24 protein-coding genes and 1 pseudogene are annotated in these 24,879 nt (G+C 47.6%); 12 read left to right on the forward strand and 13 right to left on the reverse strand.

What is annotated here, in order from left to right:
• On the forward strand, positions 1-945 hold the full coding sequence (locus ACZ49R_RS08040; RefSeq protein WP_464732636.1) for a hypothetical protein: 945 nt from the start codon (positions 1-3) through the stop codon (positions 943-945).
• On the opposite strand, the gene cyoE is transcribed toward ACZ49R_RS08040, so the two are convergent.
• The gene (gene cyoE, locus ACZ49R_RS08045; RefSeq protein ID WP_464732637.1) at positions 940-1,776 is read right to left on the reverse strand and encodes a heme o synthase; all 837 of its coding nucleotides are present in this window, start codon (positions 1,774-1,776) and stop codon (positions 940-942) included. The two genes, ACZ49R_RS08040 and cyoE, sit on opposite strands and share 6 nt — an antisense overlap.
• Positions 1,777-1,833: 57 nt before the next feature.
• Between cyoE and ACZ49R_RS08050 the strand changes: the two genes are divergently transcribed.
• From ACZ49R_RS08050 to ACZ49R_RS08060, 3 genes are read left to right on the forward strand one after another with little or no spacing between them, the layout of a single operon-like run.
• Positions 1,834-2,739, forward strand: coding sequence for a dihydrodipicolinate synthase family protein (locus tag ACZ49R_RS08050; protein WP_464732638.1), 906 nt, complete (start codon positions 1,834-1,836; stop codon positions 2,737-2,739).
• Positions 2,739-3,392 carry a tRNA(Phe) 7-((3-amino-3-carboxypropyl)-4-demethylwyosine(37)-N(4))-methyltransferase gene (locus ACZ49R_RS08055; RefSeq protein ID WP_464732639.1) on the forward strand — a complete coding sequence of 218 codons (654 nt, stop codon included), beginning with the start codon at positions 2,739-2,741 and terminating at the stop codon, positions 3,390-3,392. Before ACZ49R_RS08050 ends, ACZ49R_RS08055 begins: the two co-directional genes overlap by 1 nt.
• 43 nt (positions 3,393-3,435) lie before the next feature.
• The gene (locus tag ACZ49R_RS08060; protein WP_464732640.1) at positions 3,436-3,678 is read left to right on the forward strand and encodes a winged helix-turn-helix transcriptional regulator; all 243 of its coding nucleotides are present in this window, start codon (positions 3,436-3,438) and stop codon (positions 3,676-3,678) included.
• Here the strand turns inward: ACZ49R_RS08060 and ACZ49R_RS08065 are convergent.
• From ACZ49R_RS08065 to rpsJ, 3 genes are read right to left on the reverse strand one after another with little or no spacing between them, the layout of a single operon-like run.
• Positions 3,656-4,447, reverse strand: coding sequence for a hypothetical protein (locus ACZ49R_RS08065; protein WP_464732641.1), 792 nt, complete (start codon positions 4,445-4,447; stop codon positions 3,656-3,658). The two genes, ACZ49R_RS08060 and ACZ49R_RS08065, sit on opposite strands and share 23 nt — an antisense overlap.
• Complete coding sequence (gene surE, locus ACZ49R_RS08070) at positions 4,444-5,241, reverse strand: 5'/3'-nucleotidase SurE (RefSeq protein WP_464732642.1); 798 nt, start codon at positions 5,239-5,241, stop codon at positions 4,444-4,446. Before surE ends, ACZ49R_RS08065 begins: the two co-directional genes overlap by 4 nt.
• 30 nt (positions 5,242-5,271) lie before the next feature.
• Positions 5,272-5,592 carry a 30S ribosomal protein S10 gene (gene rpsJ, locus ACZ49R_RS08075; RefSeq protein WP_011762059.1) on the reverse strand — a complete coding sequence of 107 codons (321 nt, stop codon included), beginning with the start codon at positions 5,590-5,592 and terminating at the stop codon, positions 5,272-5,274.
• Positions 5,593-5,664: 72 nt separating this feature from the next.
• On the opposite strand from rpsJ, the gene prf1 reads away from it, so the two are divergent.
• A complete protein-coding gene (prf1, locus tag ACZ49R_RS08080) occupies positions 5,665-6,822 on the forward strand; it encodes a peptide chain release factor aRF-1 (RefSeq protein WP_011762058.1) in 1,158 nt (385 codons plus the stop codon).
• Positions 6,823-6,825: 3 nt separating this feature from the next.
• Here the strand turns inward: prf1 and ACZ49R_RS08085 are convergent, their stop codons facing one another.
• Genes ACZ49R_RS08085 through ACZ49R_RS08100 form a run of 4 tightly spaced genes read right to left on the reverse strand, consistent with a single transcriptional unit; the run spans position 6,826 to position 13,178 of the window.
• Positions 6,826-8,934, reverse strand: coding sequence for an AAA family ATPase (locus tag ACZ49R_RS08085; RefSeq protein WP_464732643.1), 2,109 nt, complete (start codon positions 8,932-8,934; stop codon positions 6,826-6,828).
• Positions 8,927-10,087 carry a DNA repair exonuclease gene (locus tag ACZ49R_RS08090; RefSeq protein ID WP_464732644.1) on the reverse strand — a complete coding sequence of 387 codons (1,161 nt, stop codon included), beginning with the start codon at positions 10,085-10,087 and terminating at the stop codon, positions 8,927-8,929. Before ACZ49R_RS08090 ends, ACZ49R_RS08085 begins: the two co-directional genes overlap by 8 nt.
• Positions 10,084-11,910, reverse strand: coding sequence for a helicase HerA domain-containing protein (locus ACZ49R_RS08095; RefSeq protein WP_464732645.1), 1,827 nt, complete (start codon positions 11,908-11,910; stop codon positions 10,084-10,086). Before ACZ49R_RS08095 ends, ACZ49R_RS08090 begins: the two co-directional genes overlap by 4 nt.
• The gene (locus ACZ49R_RS08100) at positions 11,907-13,178 is read right to left on the reverse strand and encodes a DNA double-strand break repair nuclease NurA (RefSeq protein WP_464734112.1); all 1,272 of its coding nucleotides are present in this window, start codon (positions 13,176-13,178) and stop codon (positions 11,907-11,909) included. Before ACZ49R_RS08100 ends, ACZ49R_RS08095 begins: the two co-directional genes overlap by 4 nt.
• Before the next feature lie 341 nt (positions 13,179-13,519).
• Here ACZ49R_RS08100 and ACZ49R_RS08105 point away from each other — a divergent pair, with 341 nt between their 5' ends.
• From ACZ49R_RS08105 to ACZ49R_RS08115, 3 genes are read left to right on the forward strand one after another with little or no spacing between them, the layout of a single operon-like run.
• A complete protein-coding gene (locus ACZ49R_RS08105; RefSeq protein ID WP_464732646.1) occupies positions 13,520-14,626 on the forward strand; it encodes an AAA family ATPase in 1,107 nt (368 codons plus the stop codon).
• Positions 14,626-15,915, forward strand: a complete 1,290-nt coding sequence (locus ACZ49R_RS08110; protein WP_464732647.1) for a vWA domain-containing protein — start codon at positions 14,626-14,628, stop codon at positions 15,913-15,915. Before ACZ49R_RS08105 ends, ACZ49R_RS08110 begins: the two co-directional genes overlap by 1 nt.
• A gap of 20 nt (positions 15,916-15,935) precedes the next feature.
• Positions 15,936-16,355, forward strand: a complete 420-nt coding sequence (locus tag ACZ49R_RS08115; protein ID WP_464732648.1) for a CBS domain-containing protein — start codon at positions 15,936-15,938, stop codon at positions 16,353-16,355.
• 150 nt (positions 16,356-16,505) lie between these two features.
• On the opposite strand, the gene ACZ49R_RS08120 is transcribed toward ACZ49R_RS08115, so the two are convergent.
• Both ACZ49R_RS08120 and ACZ49R_RS08125 read right to left on the reverse strand, forming a co-directional pair.
• The gene (locus ACZ49R_RS08120) at positions 16,506-16,700 is read right to left on the reverse strand and encodes a hypothetical protein (RefSeq protein WP_464732649.1); all 195 of its coding nucleotides are present in this window, start codon (positions 16,698-16,700) and stop codon (positions 16,506-16,508) included.
• Positions 16,701-16,794: 94 nt separating this feature from the next.
• Positions 16,795-17,100, reverse strand: a pseudogene (locus ACZ49R_RS08125) (S8 family serine peptidase); the annotation flags it as partial.
• 35 nt (positions 17,101-17,135) lie between these two features.
• Between ACZ49R_RS08125 and ACZ49R_RS08130 the strand changes: the two are divergent.
• From ACZ49R_RS08130 to ACZ49R_RS08145, 4 genes are all read left to right on the forward strand, one after another.
• On the forward strand, positions 17,136-18,383 hold the full coding sequence (locus ACZ49R_RS08130; protein WP_464732650.1) for a DsbA family protein: 1,248 nt from the start codon (positions 17,136-17,138) through the stop codon (positions 18,381-18,383).
• Between the two features lie 574 nt (positions 18,384-18,957).
• On the forward strand, positions 18,958-19,302 hold the full coding sequence (locus ACZ49R_RS08135) for a hypothetical protein (RefSeq protein ID WP_464732651.1): 345 nt from the start codon (positions 18,958-18,960) through the stop codon (positions 19,300-19,302).
• Between the two features lie 24 nt (positions 19,303-19,326).
• Positions 19,327-20,712 carry an acetate--CoA ligase family protein gene (locus ACZ49R_RS08140; RefSeq protein ID WP_464732652.1) on the forward strand — a complete coding sequence of 462 codons (1,386 nt, stop codon included), beginning with the start codon at positions 19,327-19,329 and terminating at the stop codon, positions 20,710-20,712.
• A 200-nt stretch (positions 20,713-20,912) separates the two neighbouring features.
• Entirely contained in the window at positions 20,913-22,187 is a 1,275-nt protein-coding gene (locus ACZ49R_RS08145; RefSeq protein ID WP_464732653.1) for a zinc ribbon domain-containing protein, read from the forward strand.
• 167 nt (positions 22,188-22,354) lie between these two features.
• Here ACZ49R_RS08145 and ACZ49R_RS08150 read toward each other — a convergent pair whose 3' ends face one another.
• From ACZ49R_RS08150 to ACZ49R_RS08160, 3 genes are read right to left on the reverse strand one after another with little or no spacing between them, the layout of a single operon-like run.
• Positions 22,355-23,125 (reverse strand): ABC transporter permease, encoded by a 771-nt coding sequence (locus tag ACZ49R_RS08150; RefSeq protein WP_464732654.1) that lies wholly within the window; start codon positions 23,123-23,125, stop codon positions 22,355-22,357.
• Positions 23,122-23,853, reverse strand: coding sequence for an ABC transporter permease (locus tag ACZ49R_RS08155; protein WP_464732655.1), 732 nt, complete (start codon positions 23,851-23,853; stop codon positions 23,122-23,124). Before ACZ49R_RS08155 ends, ACZ49R_RS08150 begins: the two co-directional genes overlap by 4 nt.
• Entirely contained in the window at positions 23,850-24,836 is a 987-nt protein-coding gene (locus tag ACZ49R_RS08160; protein WP_464732656.1) for an ABC transporter ATP-binding protein, read from the reverse strand. Before ACZ49R_RS08160 ends, ACZ49R_RS08155 begins: the two co-directional genes overlap by 4 nt.
• Between the last annotated feature and the right edge of the window lie 43 nt (positions 24,837-24,879).

Consider the following 24,879-nt stretch of genomic DNA (forward strand, 5'->3'; position numbering starts at 1 on the left):
ATGTGGTATGTAATCGGCAAATCTGACGAATCTGCCTTTTTCAAGGCAACTCTCGACTTAGTTCTATCTACACGTATAACGTTGTTTCTTTCCGGGGCGTTGTTTATACTTGGCGTATCTACAGCCGGCCATATGCAACAACTCCATGGTTATTTAATGATCGCCGGCCTTCTCGCCTTTTACCACGCTGTGATGTATATGCAACTACCTGGTTTTATAAACGCAACGCCCCGCAGAGTTTTCACATGGCTTCTCCTCGCTCTCTTTTTCCTAGGTCTTATCGGCTATATCAGCTTTGGCTATTTGGCATATCTGCCCTATTCTCTTCTACACATAGTGTTGTATTTAAGAGGGCTTTGGGGAAAACCTACCTACTATCCCAATGTAATAACAGCCGCCGGCTTGTTCTTATTGCCGCTATCTACATCGCATTTAGACGCGGTATTTTCCTTCCCGCTGGCGTCTGTATATTCTCTACTCTATAGGATAGAGCTCTCTCGGGCAAGAAAGAGATTTACTGCGCCAAGCGCGTTGTTATTGACGGCGCTATATCTAGCGGCATACGTGGCTACAAAAGTGGGCCTTAGTTGGGCTATGGCTTTGCCATCGTTAGCACTAACGCTCTATGCCAGACCGCGGCTGAATGATGCCTACGGCATTGGGGCCTTCTTCTTCCGTTGGGCAATAGCGCTGGCCCCCTTGGGCGCACATTTTGTCTATATGGCGTTTGCAGTAGTTATGTCAGCGCTTTGTGTACCATATTTTATACCAGCCATACTCTACCGCCAGGTGCCTAACTACAAGTGGGAGCTAGTCGCAACAGCTGCCGCCGCTTATCTGTTGAGAAACATAGAGGTGATGTGGGCCTCCGCCTTGCTTACAATAGCGCTTGTCATTTATGTGGCTGTGCGCTCGCTGAGAGAGAAGTACTATCCGCCTCTATGAGAATACCAGGGCGAGTAGGAAAAGAGTGAGGATGGGGCTAGACGCCTTGTACATTTTCCACATTGCTCTATCGCTTTTTTCTTTTAACGCCAAAATGCTCGTGGCTACTGTCCCGGCGACGCCGGCAAACACTAACGCAAGTCCCAGAAGGCTCTGTCCAAAGGCTAGATAAAGCCAGAGGATATATACGGCGCTTGCTATATTTAAGATAGAGATTATAACTACAGATTTTTTCTCGTCTATGATAGCCGGTAACATAGGCACGCCGGCTTTTCTATAGTCATGTCGGTATTTATACGCCAGAGCCCATATATGTGAGGGTATCCACAGATATATGGCGAAAGAGATGAGCACAGCGGGGAGGTCCACAGTTCCCTTGCCCAGGGCATAGCCGCCGAGAAATGTTGCATTTCCAGCGAACCCCCCACCTAGGATATTTAGCCATGTCTTCCTCTTGAGCCAAATCGTATAGACTACGGCGTAGAAAAACCACCCCAGGGCTACAAATAAGCCGGGAAGAGGCCCGAGGAGGTAAAAGCTGAGGGTAATCCCAGCGGCTGAAAGAGCTAGGGAGTATACGAGGGCGTTAAACTCAGGTATTAGGCCAGCCGGCAGAGGCCGCCTCGCTGTTCTAGACATTGCGGCGTCTATATCGCGTTCCCAATAGTGGTTGAATGCGGCGGAGCCCCCGACGGCGAGGGTAGCAACAGCGATAAGCGCTATGAGTTTACTCCAATCTACTGTCTGCGCCGCGTATATATACCCAGCTACGCTGGAAAGAATAAGAAGCCATATCACTCTCGGTTTAAGTAAAACTATATAGGGATTCACAAACCAATCACATCTTCTATAATTAAAACTTTAATAAGGAGGGTAGATGTAGTGTCTATGCGTATCGAGGGTGTAATTGTGGCAACAGTAACTCCATTTACAAAAGACGGCGTAAATTATGAAAGTCTAAGAACCCTCCTGTCTAAAATTGTGTCTGAGGGGTACCAAGGTGTCTTCCCCACCTCGTCAACTGGAGAGGTCACAAAGTTGACCTTCGAGGAAAGGGTCAAGGTGATGGAGGTAGCCAAAGAGGTGGCCGGGGGGAGGGCTTTAGTAGTTGCTGGCACCGGCACGGGGGACCACCTCTCCACAATCGAAATTGCCAGGAGGTACAAAGACGTGGGCGTAGACGCCCTTCTCATCACGCCGCCGTACTACATACAGTACGACTGGGCCGCCATCTACGCCTTTTATAAGAGGGTGTTGGACAAGGTGGATATGCCCATCATCCTCTACACCATCCCCCTCGCCACCGGATACAACATACCCGTGGAGGTCTTCGAGCTAGTTGCTAACGAGTACAGCCAGGTGGTGGGGGTGAAAGACAGCTCGGGGGACTTCCGCTATCACCTAGACCTTATACACCTCCTCGGCAAGAGACTTTCGGTGCTACAAGGCCTAGACCTCCTGTTTGTCCCCTCCCTCCTCATGGGGGCACACGGGGGCGTTCTGGCGGGGCCAAACTTCCTCGGCAGAATCACGCTAGAGCAGTACAGACTGGTGAAGGAGGGCAAAATCGCAGAGGCAGTAGCGCTCCACAACAAGCTCATGCCCCTATGGAGGTTCATGGGCGGTTGCGGCCTCGTGGGGAAGCTCGGCGGCAAATGGCCCACCCTCTACAAGGTGGCCACCCAGATAGTGCGGGGGATAGACATGGGGCCGCCTAGAGAGCCGCTGCCGCCGATAGACGACAAAGATAGAAGGGAGCTAGAGAAGTTGCTCAAAGACCTAGGCCTTATCTAATGGGAGTTGTAGATAGGAAGATTTTTGAGGCCCGGAAGCGCGTATTCATAGAGCGGCTTGAGAGAGAGGCCCTCCAGGAGAGGGTAGACGGCGATATCCTCCCACTCCTCCGTCTCCTGAACCGGCACCCAGCTATATACACTACTTCCAGCTGCAGCGGGAGGATAATGGTGGCCGAGGCGGTGAGGCCGAGCTACAGCAAGGGCAAGGGGTTTAGGCCGGTGGCTAAGTGGCACCATCCAGTGCCGCCCGACCTGGTGAGGGCGGCCGCCGACCAGGTGGACAACGCGTGGCTCATGGTGAGGGGGGCTATACTACATCTGGCGGCCGTCGACGCCAAGACAGCCTACCGGCTGGTTGAGGTGGGTAGGGAGACAGGGCATAAACACAGCGGCATAATAGCAATAAACAGAGGCGGGATCTTTGTCGAGATACTGGGTGAGGAGAGACTTGACGTACCGTTAAAGAGAGGCGGTGTCTACGTGTCAGACCTAGAGACGGCGGTAGATATGGCCAACAAAACTCTGGTGTTGGCAAAGCTACGGCTGTACTGGCTGGCGGCCCGCCTAGAGGCGGAGCTCTTCGGCTTAGAGGCGCCGGAGAGCGACGAGATCAGGAGGGCCATCCGCCGAGCGGCAAACTGCCTCGGGTAACGGCGCTACGCAAAATTTTTTAAAATGGATACACGCCGTACACATGGCGAGGGCAAAGTCGGCAACTTCGCTTTCGGACCCGAGGAGGGCCGAAATCCTGAAGTTGATTGAGGAAAACGGCCCCTTAACCCAGGGCCAGATCGCCAAGGCGATGGGCATGACGTGGGGACAAGTGCAGTGGCACCTCTACGTCTTAGAGAGAGATAGGAAGGTGAGGAGGGTCGTAAAAGACGGCGTAACCTACTATGTCTCAGCTAATGCGTCTATCGACTTACTTCTAGAATAAGCGGGTTGTAGACAAGCGGCTTATTGACGAACTTTATCATCACTGTGATGTTGCCACCTTGTAACATCTGTGGAGATACCTCAACGTCTGGCGGCGCTGCTATTCGGTAGGTGCCCGACGGTAAGGCGACGTTTATCGCATATGGGATGTCAGTAGGGATGAGGATCGTAGAATTGGATACAATTTTGTTAAAAGCTCCACTAAACCTTATCCCATTTATGCAAACAATGTAGACAATCTTATCTATTGGGTATCTCTTGCCTAGGTACTCTACGGCATCTATCTGGAGAGGGGTTCTACTAGTGAGCTCTAGGTAAATGTTGATGATACCTAAGCGTCTAACATCGGCCTGGCTATACGGCTTGAAATACACACTCTTGAGGGGGAGTAGGGTTGCTGTCGTGAGGTTATATGTGACATTTCTAACTACAGCTTTGAAAATATAATGGCCAACTGGATCCTCTAGTCTTTTCCTATCTACTGTTATATTGAAATAGTAAATGTACTGTCTTCCCAAATTTACACACTCTGTCACATTTGGTGTGGCTATGTAGAGAACTGTTGAGATTATGTGTGAACTCGATGTCTCTGGCGTAGTGACGGTAGTCATAGGCGTCGTAGGTGTTGTAGTTGTGACTACTGGCATTGTAGTAACAGATCCAAAGGCCGAAGTTGCGGCTTGTAAATACAAGATATACATCAACACAGCAACTGCGGCGATTAATATAGTAGCGGCTATAGCTATTGCGTAATTTACAACAGTAGTCATATGACGCTATTTATTAACTCCATGAGCTCTTTTAAGCTCTCTAGATCTACATATCTTTCGCTATCGAAAATATTTAGGTTTAAAGTGAGGGGGGTCACGGCTATGTTGCCCTCTTTTAACACAACATATACATCTGTATTAGGCTCTGGATCTAGATTTACTCCATATAGCCAGTAGTAATAAGCGCCACGTGGATCTACTCGCCGCTCTATCTGTTGGGCATATCGCATTTTCGCCGCCTTTACTAAACGTGCCTTCACCCCTCTTCTTAACTTACGTGGGAAGTTTACACTTATTACGTCAACGCCTTTGGGCATACCTCGCTTTAGCACATACTCTGCGGTTGTCCGTACGACAGTCTCCATAATCTCTATCGCAGTTTTGTCGTTTAAGATCTCTCCCCAATCTTCGATATAGGCAGAATATGCAACTGCCGGTATCCCCAATAGCGCCGCTTGGAAGGCGGCGCCTAAAGTCCCAGAGGATAGTATGACTTGAAGTGAGGTGTTGTCTCCTTGGTTTATGCCAGAGAGCACTAGGTCGTAGCTACGGCCTAGGCCGTATGTGGCTAGGTATATTGTATCCGAGGGCGTGCCCGAAGTCGCATATGCCACAAAGCCGCAGATGTCGACTTTATACATACGGAGTGGCTTGTGTAACGTTATACCTAAGCCTACGGCAGATTTAGGAGATTCTGGCGCAACGACGTCTACCTCGTCTAGACTTGAGACAAATTGGTAGAGAAGGCGGAGGCCAGGGCTGTGAATTCCGTCATCGTTTGTAACGAGTATCACGTAATAACGTCACTAGAGGTATTTATTTAGTTATATAAGTTGGAGCTCTATTTTTACAGTATCCGGCACTCTAATTGTCATAAGTCTTCTAAGAACTCTCTCAGAAGCCTCTATATCAATAAGACGTTTCGAAATTCTCAGCTCCCAGTGGTCAAATGTGTGATAGCCTTGGCCAGACGGCGCTCTTCTCACAGTTACCACAAGTCTTCGCGTCGGCAATGGGATAGGCCCCTTCACTTGGACACCCATTTTCTTTGCCAAGTCTACAATCTCCCTAGCAACTTGTTCCACATCGGCGGGGTTAGTGCCATAGAGCCTAATTCTCACTTTTCTTCTAGCGGCTAAAGACATGGGAACTCCTAGAAGGAGACTTTTTAAATCTTTTTTCCCAAAATTATTTATAAGGGGTTGTGAGTGTGTGCCATGAGTTTTAAAAGGCCGCCAAATGGCGTTTACTACATCAAGACGCCAGTGGAACTTAGGGCTTTCATAAATCTCTTGAAGAAATTTAGAGGCTACGCCACGACGTTGATCACCCTCTATATAAACTCGGAGAGGCCGATACCAGACGTGGTCAACCTTCTCAGGTCGGAGTGGTCTACTGCTTCTAACATCAAAGACAAGACCACCAGGACCCATGTCCAGGACACACTAGAGCGTATAATAAACAACCTGAAGGGGGAGGCTAAAGCACCTGAAAACGGCATGGCTATTTTCGCGGGGTTCCATATGATAAATCAGGGAAATTACGAGTGGGTCTATTACGTCGTCGTGCCTCCTCAGCCGATCTACACTTTTAAGTACATATGCGATACGGCTTTCCATACCGAGATACTGGAGGACCAGATACACGCCGGCGTTGTATACGGTATTGTCGTCGTAGAGAGGGGGGAGGCTGTCATTGCGCTTCTAAAGGGAGGGCAGTGGGAGGTTGTGAAGACTGTGGAGTTCTTCGTGCCGGGTAAACACCACGCCGGCGGCCAGTCGGCGAATCGCTTCAAGCGGCAGACGGAGCACTTGGCGGAGACCTTCTACAAGGTGCTGGCCGAGGAGGTGAACAAGATCTTCCTCCAGATACCGACGCTGAAGGGCATAATAGTGGCAGGGCCAGGCCCCACCAAGGAGGACTTCCTAGAGGAGGGAGGTCTCGACTACAGGCTCAAGGACAAAGTTCTAGCGGTGGTGCCGGCTTGTTGCGCCAACGAATACGGCGTGATAGAGGCGATAAAAAACGCCCAGGAGCAGCTCAAGGAGAGCGAATATGTCCACGCCAAGGAGGTCATGGAAAAGGTGATGTACTATGCAGTGAGAAAGAGCGACTATATAGTATACGGCAAAGAGAGGGCGCTTAAAGCTCTAGAGATGGGGATGGCAGAGGTTCTAGTAGTGGCAGAGGAACTCGGCGAAGACGCAGTTCTAGAGGTGATCATGAAGGCGGAGGAGAAGGGAGTTAAGGTAGAGGTTGTGCCAAAGGGCGTCGAGGAGTCTAAAACGCTGATGCAAGCCTTCGGCGGATACGTGGCGCTTCTCTCCACTCCAGTGTGGGTATTGGAGCAACAGATCCAGGCAGAGGCGGCGTAGTGCTTACAGCTGTATTACCACGTCAGCCACCTCCTCGAATTCCCCGAGGTGCGATGTAACGACAACCGTCGGCACGATAGAGGTGAGGTCTCTTATGAGTTCCACGATCTTTCTCCTGTGTTCCTCGTCTAGGTGCTCAGTAGGTTCGTCAAACATCATAAAGGGCGCACCGCCGAGGAGGGCTCTGGCGAGCGCCACCCGGAGGGATATAGCGAGGAGATTCTGCTCCCCAAGCGATAGAAGTCTGTGGTCTATATAGCCGGCGGGCGTATTTACCCTAATGCTATATTTCCCATCTATCTCTACAAGTTGTACAGATCTAAAAACCTCCTTATGTCTCAGTTTTAGAAATATTGAATTAAGCTCTTCGTTAATTGCCTTGGTCAATATCTGTCTAGCTAGAGGCTTAAGTTCGCCAATTACAACTCTAATATTTCTGGCAATGCCTAACGCTTTATCTAATTTCTGAACCTCATATCTATTTTTTTCAAGTTCTTTCTCAACTTCTATAAGTTCTCTCTCTATATCTTCTAGTTGGCGTTTTAGCTCTGAGACAAACGTCTTTGCCGCTAGAAACTCTTCATGTTTTACTTTGAGAGCGGTATATTCAGCCTCTATATTTGTCAATACGGTCGCAAGCGTTTTTAACTCAGTCTCAACAACGTTTAGTCTCCCGTTAATTTCCCCTATGCGCTTCTCTAATGCGGCTTTCCGAGCCTTTAGCTCTTCCAGTCGTCTCTCTACCTCCCCCCTCCTAGCTACAACTCCCGAGAGATATGCCCTCTTTTTTTCAACTTCTCTCTTCCTCTGATATAGAGTCTCCAGTTCTGCTAACCTCTTTTTTAAAGCTTGTAGATCTATAGAGAGATATTGGGCGTAGGCTCTATATGTCTTGTCTAGAGTTTCCAGCTGTTTAATCTCTGTTTGTAACTGTTCCATGAGCCTAGAGAGACGTTGCTCTTCTTTCTCAAGTCCTAAAGCCTCAAGCTCGTGTCTCTTCACAGTTTCTTCAGTCAGAGGGGCTCCACAGACGGGGCAACGGCCTCTCTCAGCGGCTTTTGCAACTCTTAATACATCTCTTAACAAGCCGAGTCTAGACCTCACCTCTACATATCTCCTACTTACCTCTTCATATTTACGTCTTGTTTCCTCAAGTAGCTTTGGGTCATAACTACGTACCTCAGGTGGGATTTTTTCAACAGTGGCGACTAGTTGTTTAACCTCATAGTACTCTCTTTCCACATCGCCGAGCTCTGGGAGTGTACTTAGCTCCTCTTCAGCACGGCGTATGAACTCTAGCTCCTCTTCTAACCGCTCTATGTCTTTTTCGACCTCAAGAGCCATGCTTGCTGTTTCTTCAAGCCCACGTTCTAAAGACTCCTTTTCTTTTGTCAACGATATATAGCGCTCTCTCAATTCGAAAAACCTTTTCTCAACCTCTCTAAATTTTATCTCGGCGTCTTCAAGCTCCTTTATTTTTCTTTCAGCTTCTGCAAGCCTTTGCCTAAGCGCGTCGGCTTTCGCCTTAAGTTGTGGCGCTCTTTTCTCAAGCTCTTCAACTCTCCCTCCAACTCGCTCACGTCTCCTCTCAAGTTCTTTAAGTACATCTTTAACTACTTCATCTACTTTATCAAATTCGTCAATGCGTAATATATGGTCTATATACTCAGGCTCTTGTAAAATCCGTCTCAACTCCCCCTGTCTGATATATAAAAGATGTCTATACTCGTCAATTCTAATGCCCAATTTTGTTACAACAGCGTTGGTAACATCTATATCGCCTCTAGCCACAACGGCGCCATCTATGGCGAGATATGTGCCAGATGTTGAACTCCCCTCCTCGCCGAATCTTCTCACTATAAGAACCTCTTGCCCCATATGGTTTAAAAAAAGCCTTACCTCCCCCACCGACGCCCCCCTCTTTAGATAATCAGACCACCTACCCCCCACCCTTCTAACCCACTGAGATCCAAAAAGGGCAATTGACACAGCCTCCATTATTGAGGTTTTGCCAGAGCCGTTAGGGCCGTAGATAAAGTTTACTCCCTCTCCAAATTTAAAGACGGCTTTTGCATGTGCCTTGAAGTTGTACAGCTCTATCTTCCTAATCATAGAGCGTCTTCAAGATAAGCCTGTAGGCCGCCTCCCTCTCCCCGTCTCTAAGGAGCTCCATAGCTCTGAGCACCACCTCGGCGTGCTGCCCCAGCTTCTCTTTCATTATCTGCCATAGCTCCTCCACGGCCGACCCCCTTAGAGCCACAGCCCTTTGCGGAGTAACAGTCCTATCTACTACGTCGACGTAGAGGGCTTTTGTAAACAGAGTAGCCAATTGCCTAGGCCTCAGAGCCTCCTCCAAAGTCCCCCACACTTCGACCCTAACCACTGCGCCCGGTTTGTCAAACAGCTTCGTCGCTTCCTCCACAGCCCCATAGGCCTCTTTCCTCTCCCGGACGTACAGCCTAACCCTGTACAGAGGCCTCCCCGGCGAGAGCGGGATATCTCTGAGAGAAACCGCCTTCCCTGCCACGTCTATTAAGACTGCGCCTTTCTCAGCTCTGTCTTGCGCCTTCTCAAAGCCCCCTCTATAGTCCCAGGTCTCAAACTCTCCAACGTCCCACACCTCCAGCGACCCCGCCCACACGGCGCCTATTGGATGCTTCGCCATGTGGTCGTGTATATGGCCCGCGGCGATGTGTATGTATGGCAATCCGTGGTACACCTCCTGAGGCATGGTGTATTCGTCGTCTTCAGCAGGGTACCTCGCTTTGACTCCTTCAATTGCTTGATGTACGGCAAGGATAGCGCCCGGCGGCATCTTCTGGAGAGCCCGGCGGTACTCCGCCGTGTATTCTCTAGGCGTCGCACATGCCCCAAATATGTAAACCCCACCGGCGTCTACAGACTCCCAACAGAGGAGCTTTGCCAACTTCAGCCGGTCTAAAAGTCTCAGTGCCGTGTCGTAGAGACACTCTGCCGGCCGTTGACATTTCCCCGCCTCCGCTCTATACCGCACGTAGCTAAAGTCGTGGTTCCCCCCAATTATATATATAGGGATATCGACGGCCTCTATTGCCTCTACAAATTTGACAAGCGCTTTTGTAGATGGTCTTTTTAGGTCGAAGAGGTCGCCTGTTATCAACACGGCATCTGCCCCCTTCCCCCTCTTTAACGCCTCGTCAAAAGCCTTGAAATAATCCTCCTCTCTTTCAGGGAGGTGGTACTGGGCTCTGCCCAAGTGGGCGTCTGATATATGGAGAATTTTCATATAATTTCCACAGTCTCCTCCAACGCCTTATATACGTGAGGACATGGCTTGCCAACGCCACAGACACTACATATCGGTCTCCCATCTTCAATAACTACAGACACCTCTCTATCTCCGTCTAGCAACAACACCTCTATACGATTCTTCTCCCTCCTCTTATGTAATATCTTCAACCTGGAGGCGGATAATATAACGCTGGGAGACGGCGGTGTGTTATATATCCTCCTCCAGAGTTGTAACACGTCTGCTGTCTTATCAATTCTCCACACTTTGGCGAGATCTATATCGGCCCCGCCGTATTCTAAAACTCTATCACGTAGTCTAATTACCACCGGCAGTCTGGTGAGAGGGCCTAACACTACAGCCTCTCCCACATCTAAGCCTGGTAGATTCTCTAGAAACTCTTGTGCTAAAAGTTCGCTACTTTCTCTCACAGCCTCTTGGTCCTTGGGATTTACAATACGCATAATGACTTGGCTTTGACACTGACTGATGACGTCTGGATCCACCTTGCTCGGCCTCTGGCTAACTATCACCAGATAGACGCCGAATTTCCTCCCCTCAGAGGCCACTCTAGATAGAGCTTCATAGGATTTAGTCTTCCTAAGCGTCTTAGGTGGGGCAAAACGGTGGGCTTCTTCTACTACAAGTACGACGGGCCAAGGTATTTTCAACCCTTTGAGAGATCTAACATGTCTCACTCTAGCTTGAAATATACGATTTACAATATGAGACACGACATAGTCCTGGACCTCCTCGTTTACTCCAGCCAGATTTACAATTGTAATATCAGCTAATATTTTAGAAAGCGGCGTCGATTTTGAAGAGAAGACGCCGAGTCTCTGCAACTTCTTTAGATACATCAACGCGCTGAATATAGAGTGGCGGTCTTTTTTTGCCAGCTGCTTTAAATCCTCCATTGGGAAATCTCCCTCAACTTTGTATTGTTGAAAAAGCTTATTTAACGCAGTCTCCCCTCTAAGCGCCGTATGTAACACCTGTCTGAGAAATGAAAGGCCTAAGGCTTTGCCTGTTGTCTTTTTAACCTTCTTGGCATAGGACCAGGCTAGATATATGGCGTAGCGTATTTTTTTAGCGCCTGGAGGGACCCCCGCCGCATTTGCTAACGCGTCTGGATCGCTGTCTAATACGCCAATTTTATACATCAAATCGCCTACGTGGTGCCTAGATAATTTTACAACAGTCGCCGAGTAGGGGCCTAGCTTATATATACTATCCTTAATGGGGACATATTCGCCATGGGGGTCAACTACTACGATCTTGGCGCCTTTTTTCAACAACTCCTCTATAAACACAACAGAAAACCACGTTTTTCCACTTCCAGTTGCCGCGATGACGGCAATATGGCGTTTAACTCCATTTAAATCTAGGCAGATTTCTAAATCGCGACTTGCCAACCGCCCTACGCAGAGTCCGCCATCTATTTTAAATAACTCTGCAATCTCCTCGTTTTCTGCTAAATAGACAGGCGTCCCAATTCTAGGCGGATGTTTCGGTTGTCTTAATTCTCCATTGTATATATAACCCAACACCTTGACTTTTGCAATTTGTACCTCAAGAATGTTGTCTGACACCTCTTTCATCACACTATAGAGAGGGAGGTCCCTCTTGGCTGAATAGGGGTCTCTAAAAAGTTTTACAATCTGACCGAGGAGTCTCACATTGATATATTCGCCGTTTGTCGCATCATATTCAACATGATCGACAGCCACATAGTCATATAGGCTGACTGGTCTCTCGGGGTCGAGAGTGGCGATAAATTCAAAAGGCGTGGCGGTGGCGACGACGTAACCAATTCTCATAATCCCCACGCCAGCTTAATCCTCCTAGCGACGCCTACCTCTTCGGTCATTTTTTTGAGATAGACGGCGTATTCAGACAGTTGGCTAGATTTAAAAGACGCCATAGTATGTGCATACCAAAGCCAGGTATTGTAATGTATAGGATCTCTATACTGACTTGCTAATATAGCTACTACGTCATCTATAGGCGCCGCTGGGTAAAACGCCTTGACGGACGAGCCGTCGAACATCTTTGTATCTTCAGCCGGCACCTCTACAAGTATGGGCATGTCTTCGGCGTTAAATCTCACGTAGAAGAAATATACCTTTGGTATGGCTTCAAGTGCTTCTCTAATAACTCCAATTATATCACTGTTAAAACTCTCCTTAAGCCTAAAAATCATGGAATCTTCAAGTCTATCCTCGGCGGCTTTTACCAACTTATCTACTGTCGCAAGCCCCTTATAGTTTATATACGCATCGCACCCCCCTACAAGCATAGGCATTGTGTAGTAACCCGCTGGGAGGAGACTAGACAAAAGCTCCGAGTCGGTGACAGACTGAGCTACGAGAAGAGCCATAAGCCGCGCCCCTTCGTAATCCTGTCTCTTAGCCATTTTATACAACTTTAGCAACTCTTTCCTAAACTTCCTAATCCAAAGAATAGAATACCAGAGGAGCCCCTTGTGAAAAATATCCTCTCGATATCTCTCGCTCAGTTTTTCAAAAAGTATATGCTCCTTCAATAATTTAAAATTGTAATCTTTAGAGACAAAGACCAGTCTACCCCCGCGGTTTCTTGCTGTTTCTACAAGTTTAGCCAAGCTGTAGAGAGCAGTTGCAAGCTCAGGCACGTAGTACAAGTTCTGGAATTCCCTAGTCAAGATGAGGTTGTGGACAAGTCTAAGCGATTTGGCGTAGAGAGAGCCGTCCATTAATAAGATATCTACGCCGTGTTTTTCCAAAGCTTTAATCCCAACAAGCGACTCCGCCATAATTAAATACGCCCAGGGAAGAGAGGCGGAGTCTACAGTAGCCACATCGATGATAAACTCTCTTTCTACAAAATCCGGCCCTACTGCAACAGCCCTGGCCAAAATTACCTGATGTCCATTGGCTAATCTTACAACGCCAACCCCGCCGTCTACCCCTGCGATTCTAAACTCTTTATCTGCAGGCGTGATACTTCTCTTTAGAACTCTGTCGGCGAGTTCTCCAACTGGATATTCTTGGTAAATACGGCTATCTAAATACTCTCGTAACTTCTTGCTCGCAGATGTTATAAACATATCGAAAAAGTGGTCCACACATATTTTATCTACAGTGCTTATATAGCTACGATGTAAGCATACAGCAGGAGAGTAATCTAAAACTTTCAGTAGAGAAAACTACGTCCCACAACCATCTTACTTTTGACCCCTCAACCACACTTTTCTCATGAACAACGTCTGGCCCCTAGGGCGGCAGACAGGGGCGCCAGACTGTTGCAAGACGAACAATCGGGCGCCCAACCCCGTATGAGCCCCCTCGTCTTGGCACACCTGAGACAGGCCCCTGAGTCCCCTGGGGAGGGGCCAAGAGAAAGATAGGGGATGCCCTAAAGATTTTTAAGATGCAATCAAGATGAAATGTGGAAGAGCTGATAGCAAAGGTTGTCCAGGTAAGGAAGACCTTAGACTCACTATTCTACAAATTTAGCGATGAAATAACTGCAAGTCTAACAGCTGTGTTCGTAAGAGAGAACTTCATACTCATAGGCCCGCCTGGCACAGCCAAAACTATGCTAGTGGCGTCAATATCTAAACTTCTAAAGGCGAGGTGGTTCTATCGTCTTTTAACAAAATTTACCGAAATAGAGGAAGTAATAGGCCCCATAGACATAGTAGAGCTTCTCAAAGGCAATGTCAAGAGGATATATACAAACTCTATCGTAGAGGCCGACTTCGCCTTGTTAGACGAGATTTTCAACGCCTCAAGCGCCATACTCAACACTATGCTCACTATATTGAACGAGAGGGTAATATACGACGGGGGTAACATAATCCCCGTAAAAACGTGGACTGTCTTCGGCGCCACAAACCGTATACCAGACGAGGAGGAGCTACAAGCTCTGTACGACAGATTTCCATTGAGGGTATTTACAAAATATGCACAACCAGATGAGACAGAGCAACTAGTTAAAACAGGCCTAAAACTCAAGAAAGATTTCGAAAAGCTTACTCCCATAATGTCTATGGATGAAGTCAAAAAGCTAAATGACTACATCCAGAGCTATGTCTATGAAAACATGGATACTGTGGTAAAGCATATATCTCCCATAGTGGCGTCGTATTTAGACCACGTAGTTATTTCCAATAGAACCCGTGTAAAAGTGCCCCTCTATGTAGTCTCATATTTAACAGTTCTGGGAATAAAGCCTTCTGACATTGATGTGGCAACTCTCAGAGCGGGGACGTTAAAGGTGTTAAAGTATCTTGTAAAAGATAAGGAGGATTTAGCAGAGTATGAGTCCTTCCTAGCTACACATATGCCCGGCAACCTTTCGGTGTTATACGACATGGTTAATGAGATAAAAGCGCTCATTACAAACAACGCGTTGTCTATCGCTAGGGAGAAGATAAAGGAGGCATATGAGCTGTTAGACAAAGCATTAGCCGACCCCGTCACCTACCGCTTCTTCCAAGTAGAGATGGAGGAAATAAAATCCACGCTAGAGATGTTAAGAAGCCAACTCTAATGGGCGTTTTATTAAACGTAGATTACAACGACGAACTTACCAGACTTAGGATACACGAAATAGTTAGGTACATGCAGAAAATAGGGATACCGCTGAAACTTACAAAAGTATCAAATGACGCCATTGCAGACTCTTTCTATGTCCACTATAGAACGCCAATATTAAAAGAAGAGCCTAGCCAAGATGAAGCATTATGGTATATATTTCTAAAGTCATATATAGCCAGTGACATATATCAAGAAGTTTCGCGTATAAGTAGATATAATTACCAAGTCTCTAAGTCGGCATCTATAAAACTTCTCAGAGCGTACAACAGCCTCCTCTCTAGGCTAGAGAGGGGGTCATTAGGCAATTTTGAAGACAGGAAAGACTACAAACAATTAAGCCAAGACCAACAACTACGCCAAGAGATAAACAGCCTCCTCCGGTTTTATATGGGGAGTATAAAAAACATAGAAAAGCTTAGAAAATCGGTAACAAAAGCGCTAGGTGATGAAGTGGGTAAAGAAGTTGCCGAGCTCCTCTTCGATATTGACGTAGATCCATACCGCGCCAGACTTGCCAAAATACTTGAGTCGTTGGTAGAGATAATATCATCACTTAGGCCAGAAATGGAACAAGGCCCTATAACTGAGAGAAAAGGTGTAGTGTCTGGAATAACTAGAATAAGGACGTTTTCTAACCTCCAGAGGGCGACAAATTTAAGTAAAGCTATATATGTACAATCGAGAGAGCTCTTTGGATATAAGCTTGCAACAAAATCTCTATCTATATACGAAATGTCAATAGACGCAAGAGAGAAGATTTACCTATTGGTAGATAAGTCAGGTTCTATGTTTTATACACTATATGACGGAATAGCTATGGATATGACGCAGAAGATAACGTGGGCTACTGCGTTAGCAATAGCATTAATGAAGAGAAGTAAAAGAGTCATACTAAGATTTTTCGATCAAATGGTTTATCCACCTATTACAAACATAAAGGAGGTGATAAGATCTTTACTCAGAGTACTCCCACTCGGGGGTACAGATATAACAGCCGCTGTTTATACCGCGGTTAGAGACGCAAAACAACAAGGGTTGCACAGTTATAAGCTGATAGTTATAACAGACGGCGAAGACGACATGGTCCATCCAGAGGTTTTAAAAGCGGCTAAGACCGCCTTTAGAGAAGTAAAAGTAATATTAGTCGGCGGTAGCAATGAAACTATAGAGTCATATTTACCCACAATAAAAGTAAATACGACCAGTTTAGAATCACTAAAAATGGCATTAAAAAATATTTAAAGATCTAAAAAATCTAATATATGAACTGTGGGGAGTTGGCTACAAAACCCCCAGTTACAATAGCCCCAGACGAGACTGTAGAAAATGCTGCAGAAAAAATGGCAAGCCAAAGAGTAGGTCTATTAGTAGTTGTAGATAAAAACAACCCGAAAAAACCCATTGGCGTAATCTCTGAGAGAGATATCATAAGAGCAATAGCGAAGAAAGTCCCACTATCTACTACCGTGGATAAGGTAGGCACTATGCATAACTTCATATATGTATACGCCGATGACTCCATAACCGTCGCAGCTCGTAAGATGAGAGAACACAATGTCAGACATGTAGTTGTGGTGAATAGAAACGGAGAGCTTGTCGGCGTTATATCAATACGTGATTTAATAGGCGAAAAAAATGTGTTAAACATACTAGCTAGAGAATGGGCTCCGACAATGGAATAGGTCTTGTCAACTCCTGTAAATTTTTCTAACCTCTCTCTGCTTTTAACAAGTCCTACCGCCCGGTGGAACACTACGTCATGTCAGAAGAACTTGGCTTTATCTATGAAGTATTTACCGAGACCGTATTTGGGGAACGTCTCCTCGATTATCCTACCTCGTCAATTCCTTTAGCAGTCTTCTCGCGTACTTCTCGACAGCTAGATACATATGTGTCACAAGGTCTAAGACGTTTGGCCTCTCCTCTACAAGCTCCCACGGGATTCTGACCTTCGGCGTTCTGTATGTGTCCATGGCTATTTCTACGGCTGCCGGCGCCATGGTTGGATATTTGCCACGTCTCTCCATTCCGAATTCCTTTTCCAATTTATCTTCATGTTGGCGTACTTCGCCGCGACTCTGGCGTAGTCGCCAAGACGGAGCCTCAGGAGTTGAAGGCGTATGCTGTCCTAACTGCTTGGATTAACGCCACGACGCCGGTTATGTGTGGAGTTGCCATGGAGGTTCCTGACATATGTGCATATCTCCCGCCGGGGTATGTAGACAGAATATTTACGCCGGGGGCAGCCACGTCTACTTCAATGCCGTCGCTCGACCAAGTGGGGACCGCGTAGTTTTGGTCAACAGCGGCGACAGCAATAACCCAGCTGTACCTAGCCGGATACGCCACGTTGTCAGTGGTGGGATCCCCATCGCCGGAGTTCCCAGCCGCAGCCACTTGCACCACGCCCTGTTGATACGCCATAAAGACAAAAACTTATATACCACAGTCACAAGCCCCTTATGAATAAAAACGTGTTGATAGGGGTGGCGCTAGCCGTAGTAGCAATTGCAGTCGCGATTGCTACAATTTTTGTCTATAAACCGCCGCAACAGAGTAATATTTCAACTACTTCTCCAAGTGAAAAAGTCTATGTGTACTCTGTAAAGTTAGAGAGTGCACAGATATTACAAATGTTAGCGTATTACATACCGCTTAAAGACGGTCTAGTATATGGCCAAATTGCTAACCAGAGTGCTACCTATTTCTTTCTAAAAAACAATGGCATTATTAACATTATAGCGCAATCTCAAGACCGATATCAGAAACTTACTTACTATGGCAAGCTTTTGGAGATTTGTGTAAACTCCACCACGTCGGCGACTATAGCTGGCGAACATTTGACAATTGTCAATCACCAATGTACGCCATCTGCATCGCCGCTCCCCACTGCCAAGTCTTTTGATGAACTAGTCCTATTGATACAAGGTCTCCCAGGCCCCACTTCAACAGGCGGTTGGAAGAGGTCAGGAGTTTCACAAACGCCATATGGACAAGCGACTATATATTCAAACACGACAGAAGTTCCAATAATGCCCGGCCTAAGCGCTATTTTAAACTATGAAAAACAAGTCCTGCAAGACGGCACAATATATCTGCTCAAGATCCAACTTGCCTATGGCACTAACGTTGCCGCCACTCTTACATATACACTGAAAAACATCACTAAGATTACGCCAGATCTCAAAAAGGTGTTAGATAACCTCTCCCGAGATGTTTCAGCAGAGAGAGGGGGAGGTCTCGATATTTTAAAAGTTGCGCAGAAAATTGGAATGTCTTTCGACGGAAAATGGCCTGCAGCTATAGTCTTCTTTGATCTACAATGCCCCTACTGCGCCCGTCTCTTTGTGTATAACTACACGCTGTTTGAAGGACATAAGCTAGTTCTCGTCGACCTAATAGTCCATTCTGAGGCTCTCCCAGCGCATGAAAGTTTGAGATGCCTATACCAGAGCTCGCCTGCCTCGGTTATCCCAACTCTGAGAGAGCTCTACAACAGAACTTTGGCGTTACATGACAATATTAATTACACAAGTATCCTCCCACAGAGCCGGTGTCCGATAGATGCAAAAGCTGGCATGGAACTTGCCTCTCTTCTCGCCGGTCAAAACGTCGGCACGCCTATGGTTGTAGTGGTATATCCAAATGGGACATACACTACAATAGTCGGATACGACCCAGCCAGTATTGCAAAGGCACTTAAGGGATAAAGTCCTCCATAAAGCGACGCCACTAATGTATAGCTTATTGGCATGTCTATATCTACCGTAGGCATTATCGAAATATTCCCATGGCGGACATATATCGCTTTTGGAGAAAATTATAATTGTGCCCCCTTTTGCACAACCGGCCTTCCCCGGGGGGCTCGGGACTCGTCCCTCCTCAGAGTCGGCGAAACCCGCCCCTTCCCCGGGGCTGTGACATACGCGGCGGTGTTGGCCATAGTCGCGCCTACGCCGAAAGCCGGCTGGAGGGGCTCTGCGTCTACTTCAAGGCCGATGTAACTACCGCCGCCGTGCTTCTATACGTAAAAATAACGGGGCACTAGAGATATATCGATAAGAGCTAAGCCGCCACACGTCTAAGAGCTCTACAGCCTTATCTACGGCCCCACCGTCTCCTACCTAAAACCCTAGCCCCTTTTTCATTACACGTCTCCCGCCAACCCCGCACACCACTTTCCACACCCTCGGCACACTTGCCTCACAGCGACGCTGTAAGGCAAGTGTGTAAAAGGAGTTGAAAGAGTGTTTCTGACTTTTCTGTCTATGTGGCGAAGGAGGTATGGGTCCGTTGTTACTCGTGGTTGGACTCGCCGCCGTGGCGATCAGCGATGTCATGTTGGCTCTGCCCAACGCCGTATTTAAAGACGGGGTGGTTTGGCTTTTGGTGCGGAACATCTCCTCCCTGATTGTATACATCGTTGTGTTTGACATATTTATGCTTCCTCTCGCTCTAACTGCTAGACCTAAGCCAGACGCAGACGTTAGAATAATCGCGCTTTACATGGCTCTCACAGCCGGCGGCATAATTGCGGTCTCGTTGATGAACATTGTTTCCTTCAAGCCGATACAAGCCGCTACGTACATTACAAACGCCGTAAGAACGGACAAAGTTTCCATCATTTAAAAACCAAAACGACTGATGTAGTATATGTCTATGGGAAATTATAGTTCTATAGAGCTCATAAAGTCGTTTCTCTTCCCTAGCTCTGTCGCTATTGTAGGCGCATCTCCAAACCCCAGCTCTATAGGTGGCCAAATTCTTGTCCAACTTCTCAGAGGGTTTAAGGGCAGAGTGTATGCGGTAAATCCCAAATATAGCGTTGAAAAGATCTATGGGAAAGAGATCCGATTTTATAAAGATATTTCTAGCCTTCCGGAAGTTCCCGAGCTTGTAGTTATAGCAACGCCTGCAGAGGTCGCCCTCGGTGTTTTAGAGGAGGCCGGCCGCTCTGGGGTTAAGGCTGTGATTGTGGTTTCTGGAGGATTTGCTGAAGTTGGACGTGTTGATCTTGAAAACGAGTTGATAAAAATTGCTAAGAAATATGGCGTCAGAATCCTCGGGCCTAATTGTATAGGGGTTTACAACGCATTTAACGGTCTTGATACGATGTTTCTGCCTATAGAAAAGGCGGCTAGACCTCGCCCGGGGCCTATAGCTTTTTTAAGCCAAAGCGGCGCCGTTATGACAGCTGTACTAGATTGGGCAGCTGGAGAGGAGATCGGCGTCGGTATTGCGGTAAATTTTGGCAATAGATCCGATATAACAGAGGCCGACCTCATCCAATATCTGGGCGGAGTTGAGGAGATAAAGGTTGTGGCCATCTACCTAGAGGGCTTTAGGTGGAGAGGCGACGCCATGCGTTTCATCAAAGCGGTCAAATCGCTTAAAAAACCCGTGGTGGTATATAAGGCGGGGAGAAGCGACGATTCTAAAAGAGCTGCAGTTTCACATACAGCGGCTATGGCCGGAGATTATAAGATGTATAGAGCTCTTTTTAAACAAGCTGGGGTTATAGAAGCTGAAGATCTTGTTGAACTTTTTGATATAGCTAAAGCGCTGGCGTTATACAAACCTACGAGAATCGAAAAAGCGCTTGTTGTATCTTCGTCAGGAGGCATGGCTGTACAGATAGTAGACGCGTTAAATGCCGTAGGTATCTCAGTGCCGGAGTTACCTCAAGAGGCTCAGCTAGAGTTAAAAAAACACCTACCCCCTGTAGCTACGACGTCAAATCCAATAGATTTAACAGGTAGCGGCGCCGATGTTCACTTCGGCAAGGCGCTAGAGGTAGGTCTTAAATATGTCGATGCTGCTGTTGTAGCCGCCTTAATACATCCGCCTGGCTATAGCGAAAGAGTGGCAGATGAAATTCTAGTCTCTTATGAAAAATACGGGAAGCCCATAGTGGTAGTGAGTTTTGGGGCGTCGCAACAGACAAAAATATTAGAGAGACGTCTAAAGGAGAGGCTTGTCGTTGTAAACACGCCGGCGAGAGCGGCCAAGGTGTTGTCAGCTCTCGGCGCCCTCTTCTAGTCTCTCTCTTATCCAAGAGATGTCGCTCTTCTCCAACTCAACGGCAAAAGGCGATATGCCGAGTTTTCTTACTCTAACGCAGTCCCCCACCACTTTCTACTCCCTCGGTTCACCTGGGTGACAGCGACGACGTCAGGCAGGTGAGTCGGGAGAGCTGAAAGAATGTTTCAAAATTTTTCTTCCCCACGCTCTTTACGCATATGAGCCAAGTCTACAAGACGCTGAAGATCAGAATCCCATGGCGTCTCGTTGAGGAGCGGCCGGACGTCCTAGACCTAGTGACGCGTATGCACCTAGCGGCGGAGGAGTACGCCAAAACATTGCTCAAAGAAATCACGGGACAGGGGGAGCCCAGACTCGCGCCGGAGGAGCTAGACCGTCTCCTCACGCCAGACAGGCGTGAGTTGGCGCATCGAATAATTGAGGAGGTGTTTCCCAAGTATGGGCTTGGGAAGGCTTTTGTGAGTTACGCCAAGTTCCTCTGGCGTGATACAGTGTTTCAACGGGCAATTCCGTTGAACATCCAACTGAGGGTCGAAAACGAAAGAGACACAGGTAAGACAGTCTTCGTCGACCTAAAGAGCGGTGTTCTCAGAGTGCGGAGGTTGGGCACACCGCCGTTTGTTGTAAAATTGAAGAAGAGCGATATCTCTTGGATCAGAAAGCGGTTGGAGGAGGGCGCTAAATTGAAGTTGGCGTTTCTCGGCGTTGAGAAGAGAGGTGGTGAAAAGGAGCCGACATTCGGCGGCCTATATATTGCCCTGGTGTTTGCTAGAGAGGTGACGCCGGTGGAGCCTAGGGCTATCGTTGTTGTCGACGTCAACCGCCTTGACCACTACATAAAGGTTGGGCTAGTTGTTGATGGCAGAGTCGTGGAGTTGTGGAAGTTCCCAAAGAGGGAGCGGATACGGAAGTTGGAGAGGATCCACGTCCACATAAGCCGGCTGAGTAGAGCCCTAGCGCGTGTAGACGAGGACAGAGACCCGCGTAGAGCGTTAGACCTCCAGAGGCAGCTGTGGAAGCTTAAGACGAAACGCTACGGCATAATCCGCGAGGTCGTTATAAACGCCGCCCGCGAGATCATAAAGCTTGCGAGAGAGCGCCAAGCCGCCATAGTCGTCGACACAATGGAAGACGAGAGCTACCGGGAGTTAAAGGAGAACAACGGCAATGGCGTGAAGAAACACCTCCTAGACGGTCTCGGCCAGCTGAGGAGACGCTTACAACACTTGGCGCAATGGTACGGCCTTCCGTATCTGGAGGAGAGGTTGTATTCAACCATTTGCCCGAAGTGCGGTGCGAAGATGGTGGAAGAGGGGAGACGCGTAATGCATTGCCTCGCCTGCGGCTTCAGAGCGCACCGCGACAACGTGCCGCTGATATGGGCAGAGAAGAGATACCAAGAGCTGATAGAGAAGGTAAAACAACCCGCTTTTTCCTCCGCACCGGCGGCCATCAAACTTTTAACCTCGTAACTACTTCTCACCCATGAACGGCATCTACTTGGCCCCGGGGCGGTTGACGGGGGCGCCAAACTGTTACAATATAAACAACTGGCGGCCGGCCCCCGTATGACCCGCCCTCTCGCCCCGGTGTACCCGGGGCGGGCCCTTAAGTCCCCCAGGGAGGGGCCAAGAGAGAGTTAGGGGGACGAGCTATAGCGTTTTATAGCTCTAAAGTATATAACAGCGGCGGCAATAGAGGGGACGAGCATGAGAGTAGCTAGGGCGTAAATAGTCGGATCGCCCCTCCCCCTAGCTGCGTAGTTCCACAGAAGTATAGGCGCTGTTATAAAACCTGGGCTTGTGGTAAACGCCGTTTTTATATATGTATCAAATGAATTTACAAAAACTATAAGAAATGTCGCAATAAACGCCGGCATTAATATAGGTAGGATTACAAACGCCACAGTCTTCATCTCAGAGGCGCCTAATATTCTCGATGCTTCAATAACGCTTCTTCCAACATAGGCTATGTAAGGCGTTAATAAGACGTGGGCCATGGGCAGCGTATAAGCTAGGTGTGCTAGAAAAACGCCGACAGGTCCGAAAAGATCTACGCCGACGTAAGTCTTCACAAGCCATAGAGCCGCTGCAAAAGCCAAGGCTTCAGAAATCTCAGGCATAACTACAGCGCCTTGGGAAATTGCGAGATATTTATCACTTCTAAGAACATATGCCATAAATACCCCGAGTAAAGTCGCCACGAGAGAGACAGCTAGAGCTATGACAAAACTGTTAAATAATGCTTGCCACGCTTGCTCCCACTGGAAAAGCGCCAAATACCACTTGTATGTAAACCCACCCCATATATACGGCAGTTTACTATCGTTAAAAGACAACGCCACTATAAGAGCCACCGGGATGTACAACATGGCGATTAAAGCCCAAGTGTATATCCGGAGTATTTTCATAGGGAGAAAGAGCGGATTGTCTTAACCACTACGTAAGTAGCTAGAAGCGAAAGCGCTGTTAAAACCAATGACAGCACGCCACCGCTAAATATGTCTCTTGCCTTAAAGTAGAGGTCCCATATATAGCTGCCAAAGGTATACACTTTCCAAGCGCCTAATACAGCTGGCATGATGACCTCTCCCATTGCAAATAAAAACACTAGTATAAACGCAGCGACAACTCCAGGCATTGTAAGTGGCAGTTCCACTCTAAAGAAAGCTTGTAGTCTTGACGCGCCTAGAACCCTGGCGGCATATACAGGCGTTTCACTGAGTTTTTCAATAGCTGCATATAACGTTAGCAACGCATATGGCAGATATTCATAAACCATGCCAATTAATACGCCAAGGGGGGAGCCCCAGAGGGCGATGCCAGAAAATTTCTCAACTATGGCAAAGAGCACAAGAAGAGAATACGCTTTGAGAAGCGTACCGACCCAAAGTGGCGCTGTTATAAGCGCAAACTCCAACTCCGACCCCCTCTTTGCTAAATAATAGGCTGCTGGATATGCCAGACCTATGGAGATAACTGCGGTAGAAACCGCCAGGAGAAACGTAGTTATCATCATAGAGAGGGAGGGGAGTTTTAAAGAGCCCCCTTCGGAGATATAGTAGCCAAAGGCGAGGAAGGGGGTGTAGAAAAGTAGAATTACGGAGGCAAAAGCGACAAGGGCTATTTTCTTAATCATTCTCTGACAATATAGACATCTTTGGCGTCAAAACCAAATTCCACCACATCGCCTATAGACACGGGAGTTTCTAAATCTACATAAGCCTTAAACACGTGACTATCGCTCTGAATCTCTACCTTGAGATAATGCCAGAGAAATGTGACATCTATAACCTGGCCTTTGAATTTATACGTTGTGGCGCCGCCGATAACTACGTCCTCTGGCCGTATAACGACGTAGCCGCCGGAGGATATACCGACTGCAGAGGCGGGAAGTATATTAGCCTCGCCAAAAAACTCGGCAACAAACCTATTCCTAGGCCTTTTATAAAGCTCAAATGGCTTCCCCACTTGTATAATCTCGCCGTCTTTTATTAATGCGACTCTATCTCCAATTTCAACAGCCTCGTATCTGTCATGTGTCACATATATAATTGTAAAGCCCAGCCTATTGTGAAGAATTTTCAACTCCTCAAGAAGTTGGGTTTTTATATCTAGATCTATATGGCTAAAGGGCTCGTCGAGTAAAAGCACCTCCGGCTCTACCACCAACGCCCTGGCTAAAGCCACCCTCTGCTGTTGGCCTCCAGACAGCTCGTGTACCCGCCTTTTTTCAAAAAGCGACGGCTCGAGACGGACGAGTTCCAAAGCCCATCTAACCCGCCTCCTAATTTCACTCTCTGGAAGCTTCCTCAGCCTTAGCCCAAAAGCTACATTTTCAAAAACATTTAGATGCGGAAAAAGGGCTAGGTCTTGGAAAAGCATAGAAACCCCCCGTTTATCCGGCGGGAGATCTGTGACATCTCTTCCACCTATATACACCCTACCTCTTGCCAGGGGGATGAGCCCAGCCACAGCCCTAAGAAGCGTAGATTTACCAGAGCCAGACGGGCCGAGGAGAACCACGCTTTCGCCAGCTTCGATAAATAAGTCGACGCCCTTTAGAGCTAGAAAATTGCCGTATCTCACAGCTACGTCTTTAAGCTCAACCGAAAGCCCCACGCGATTTTGCAAAAACACAATTTAAAAACTAACGCCGATATCA

Source organism: Pyrobaculum organotrophum (genome assembly GCF_055384425.1).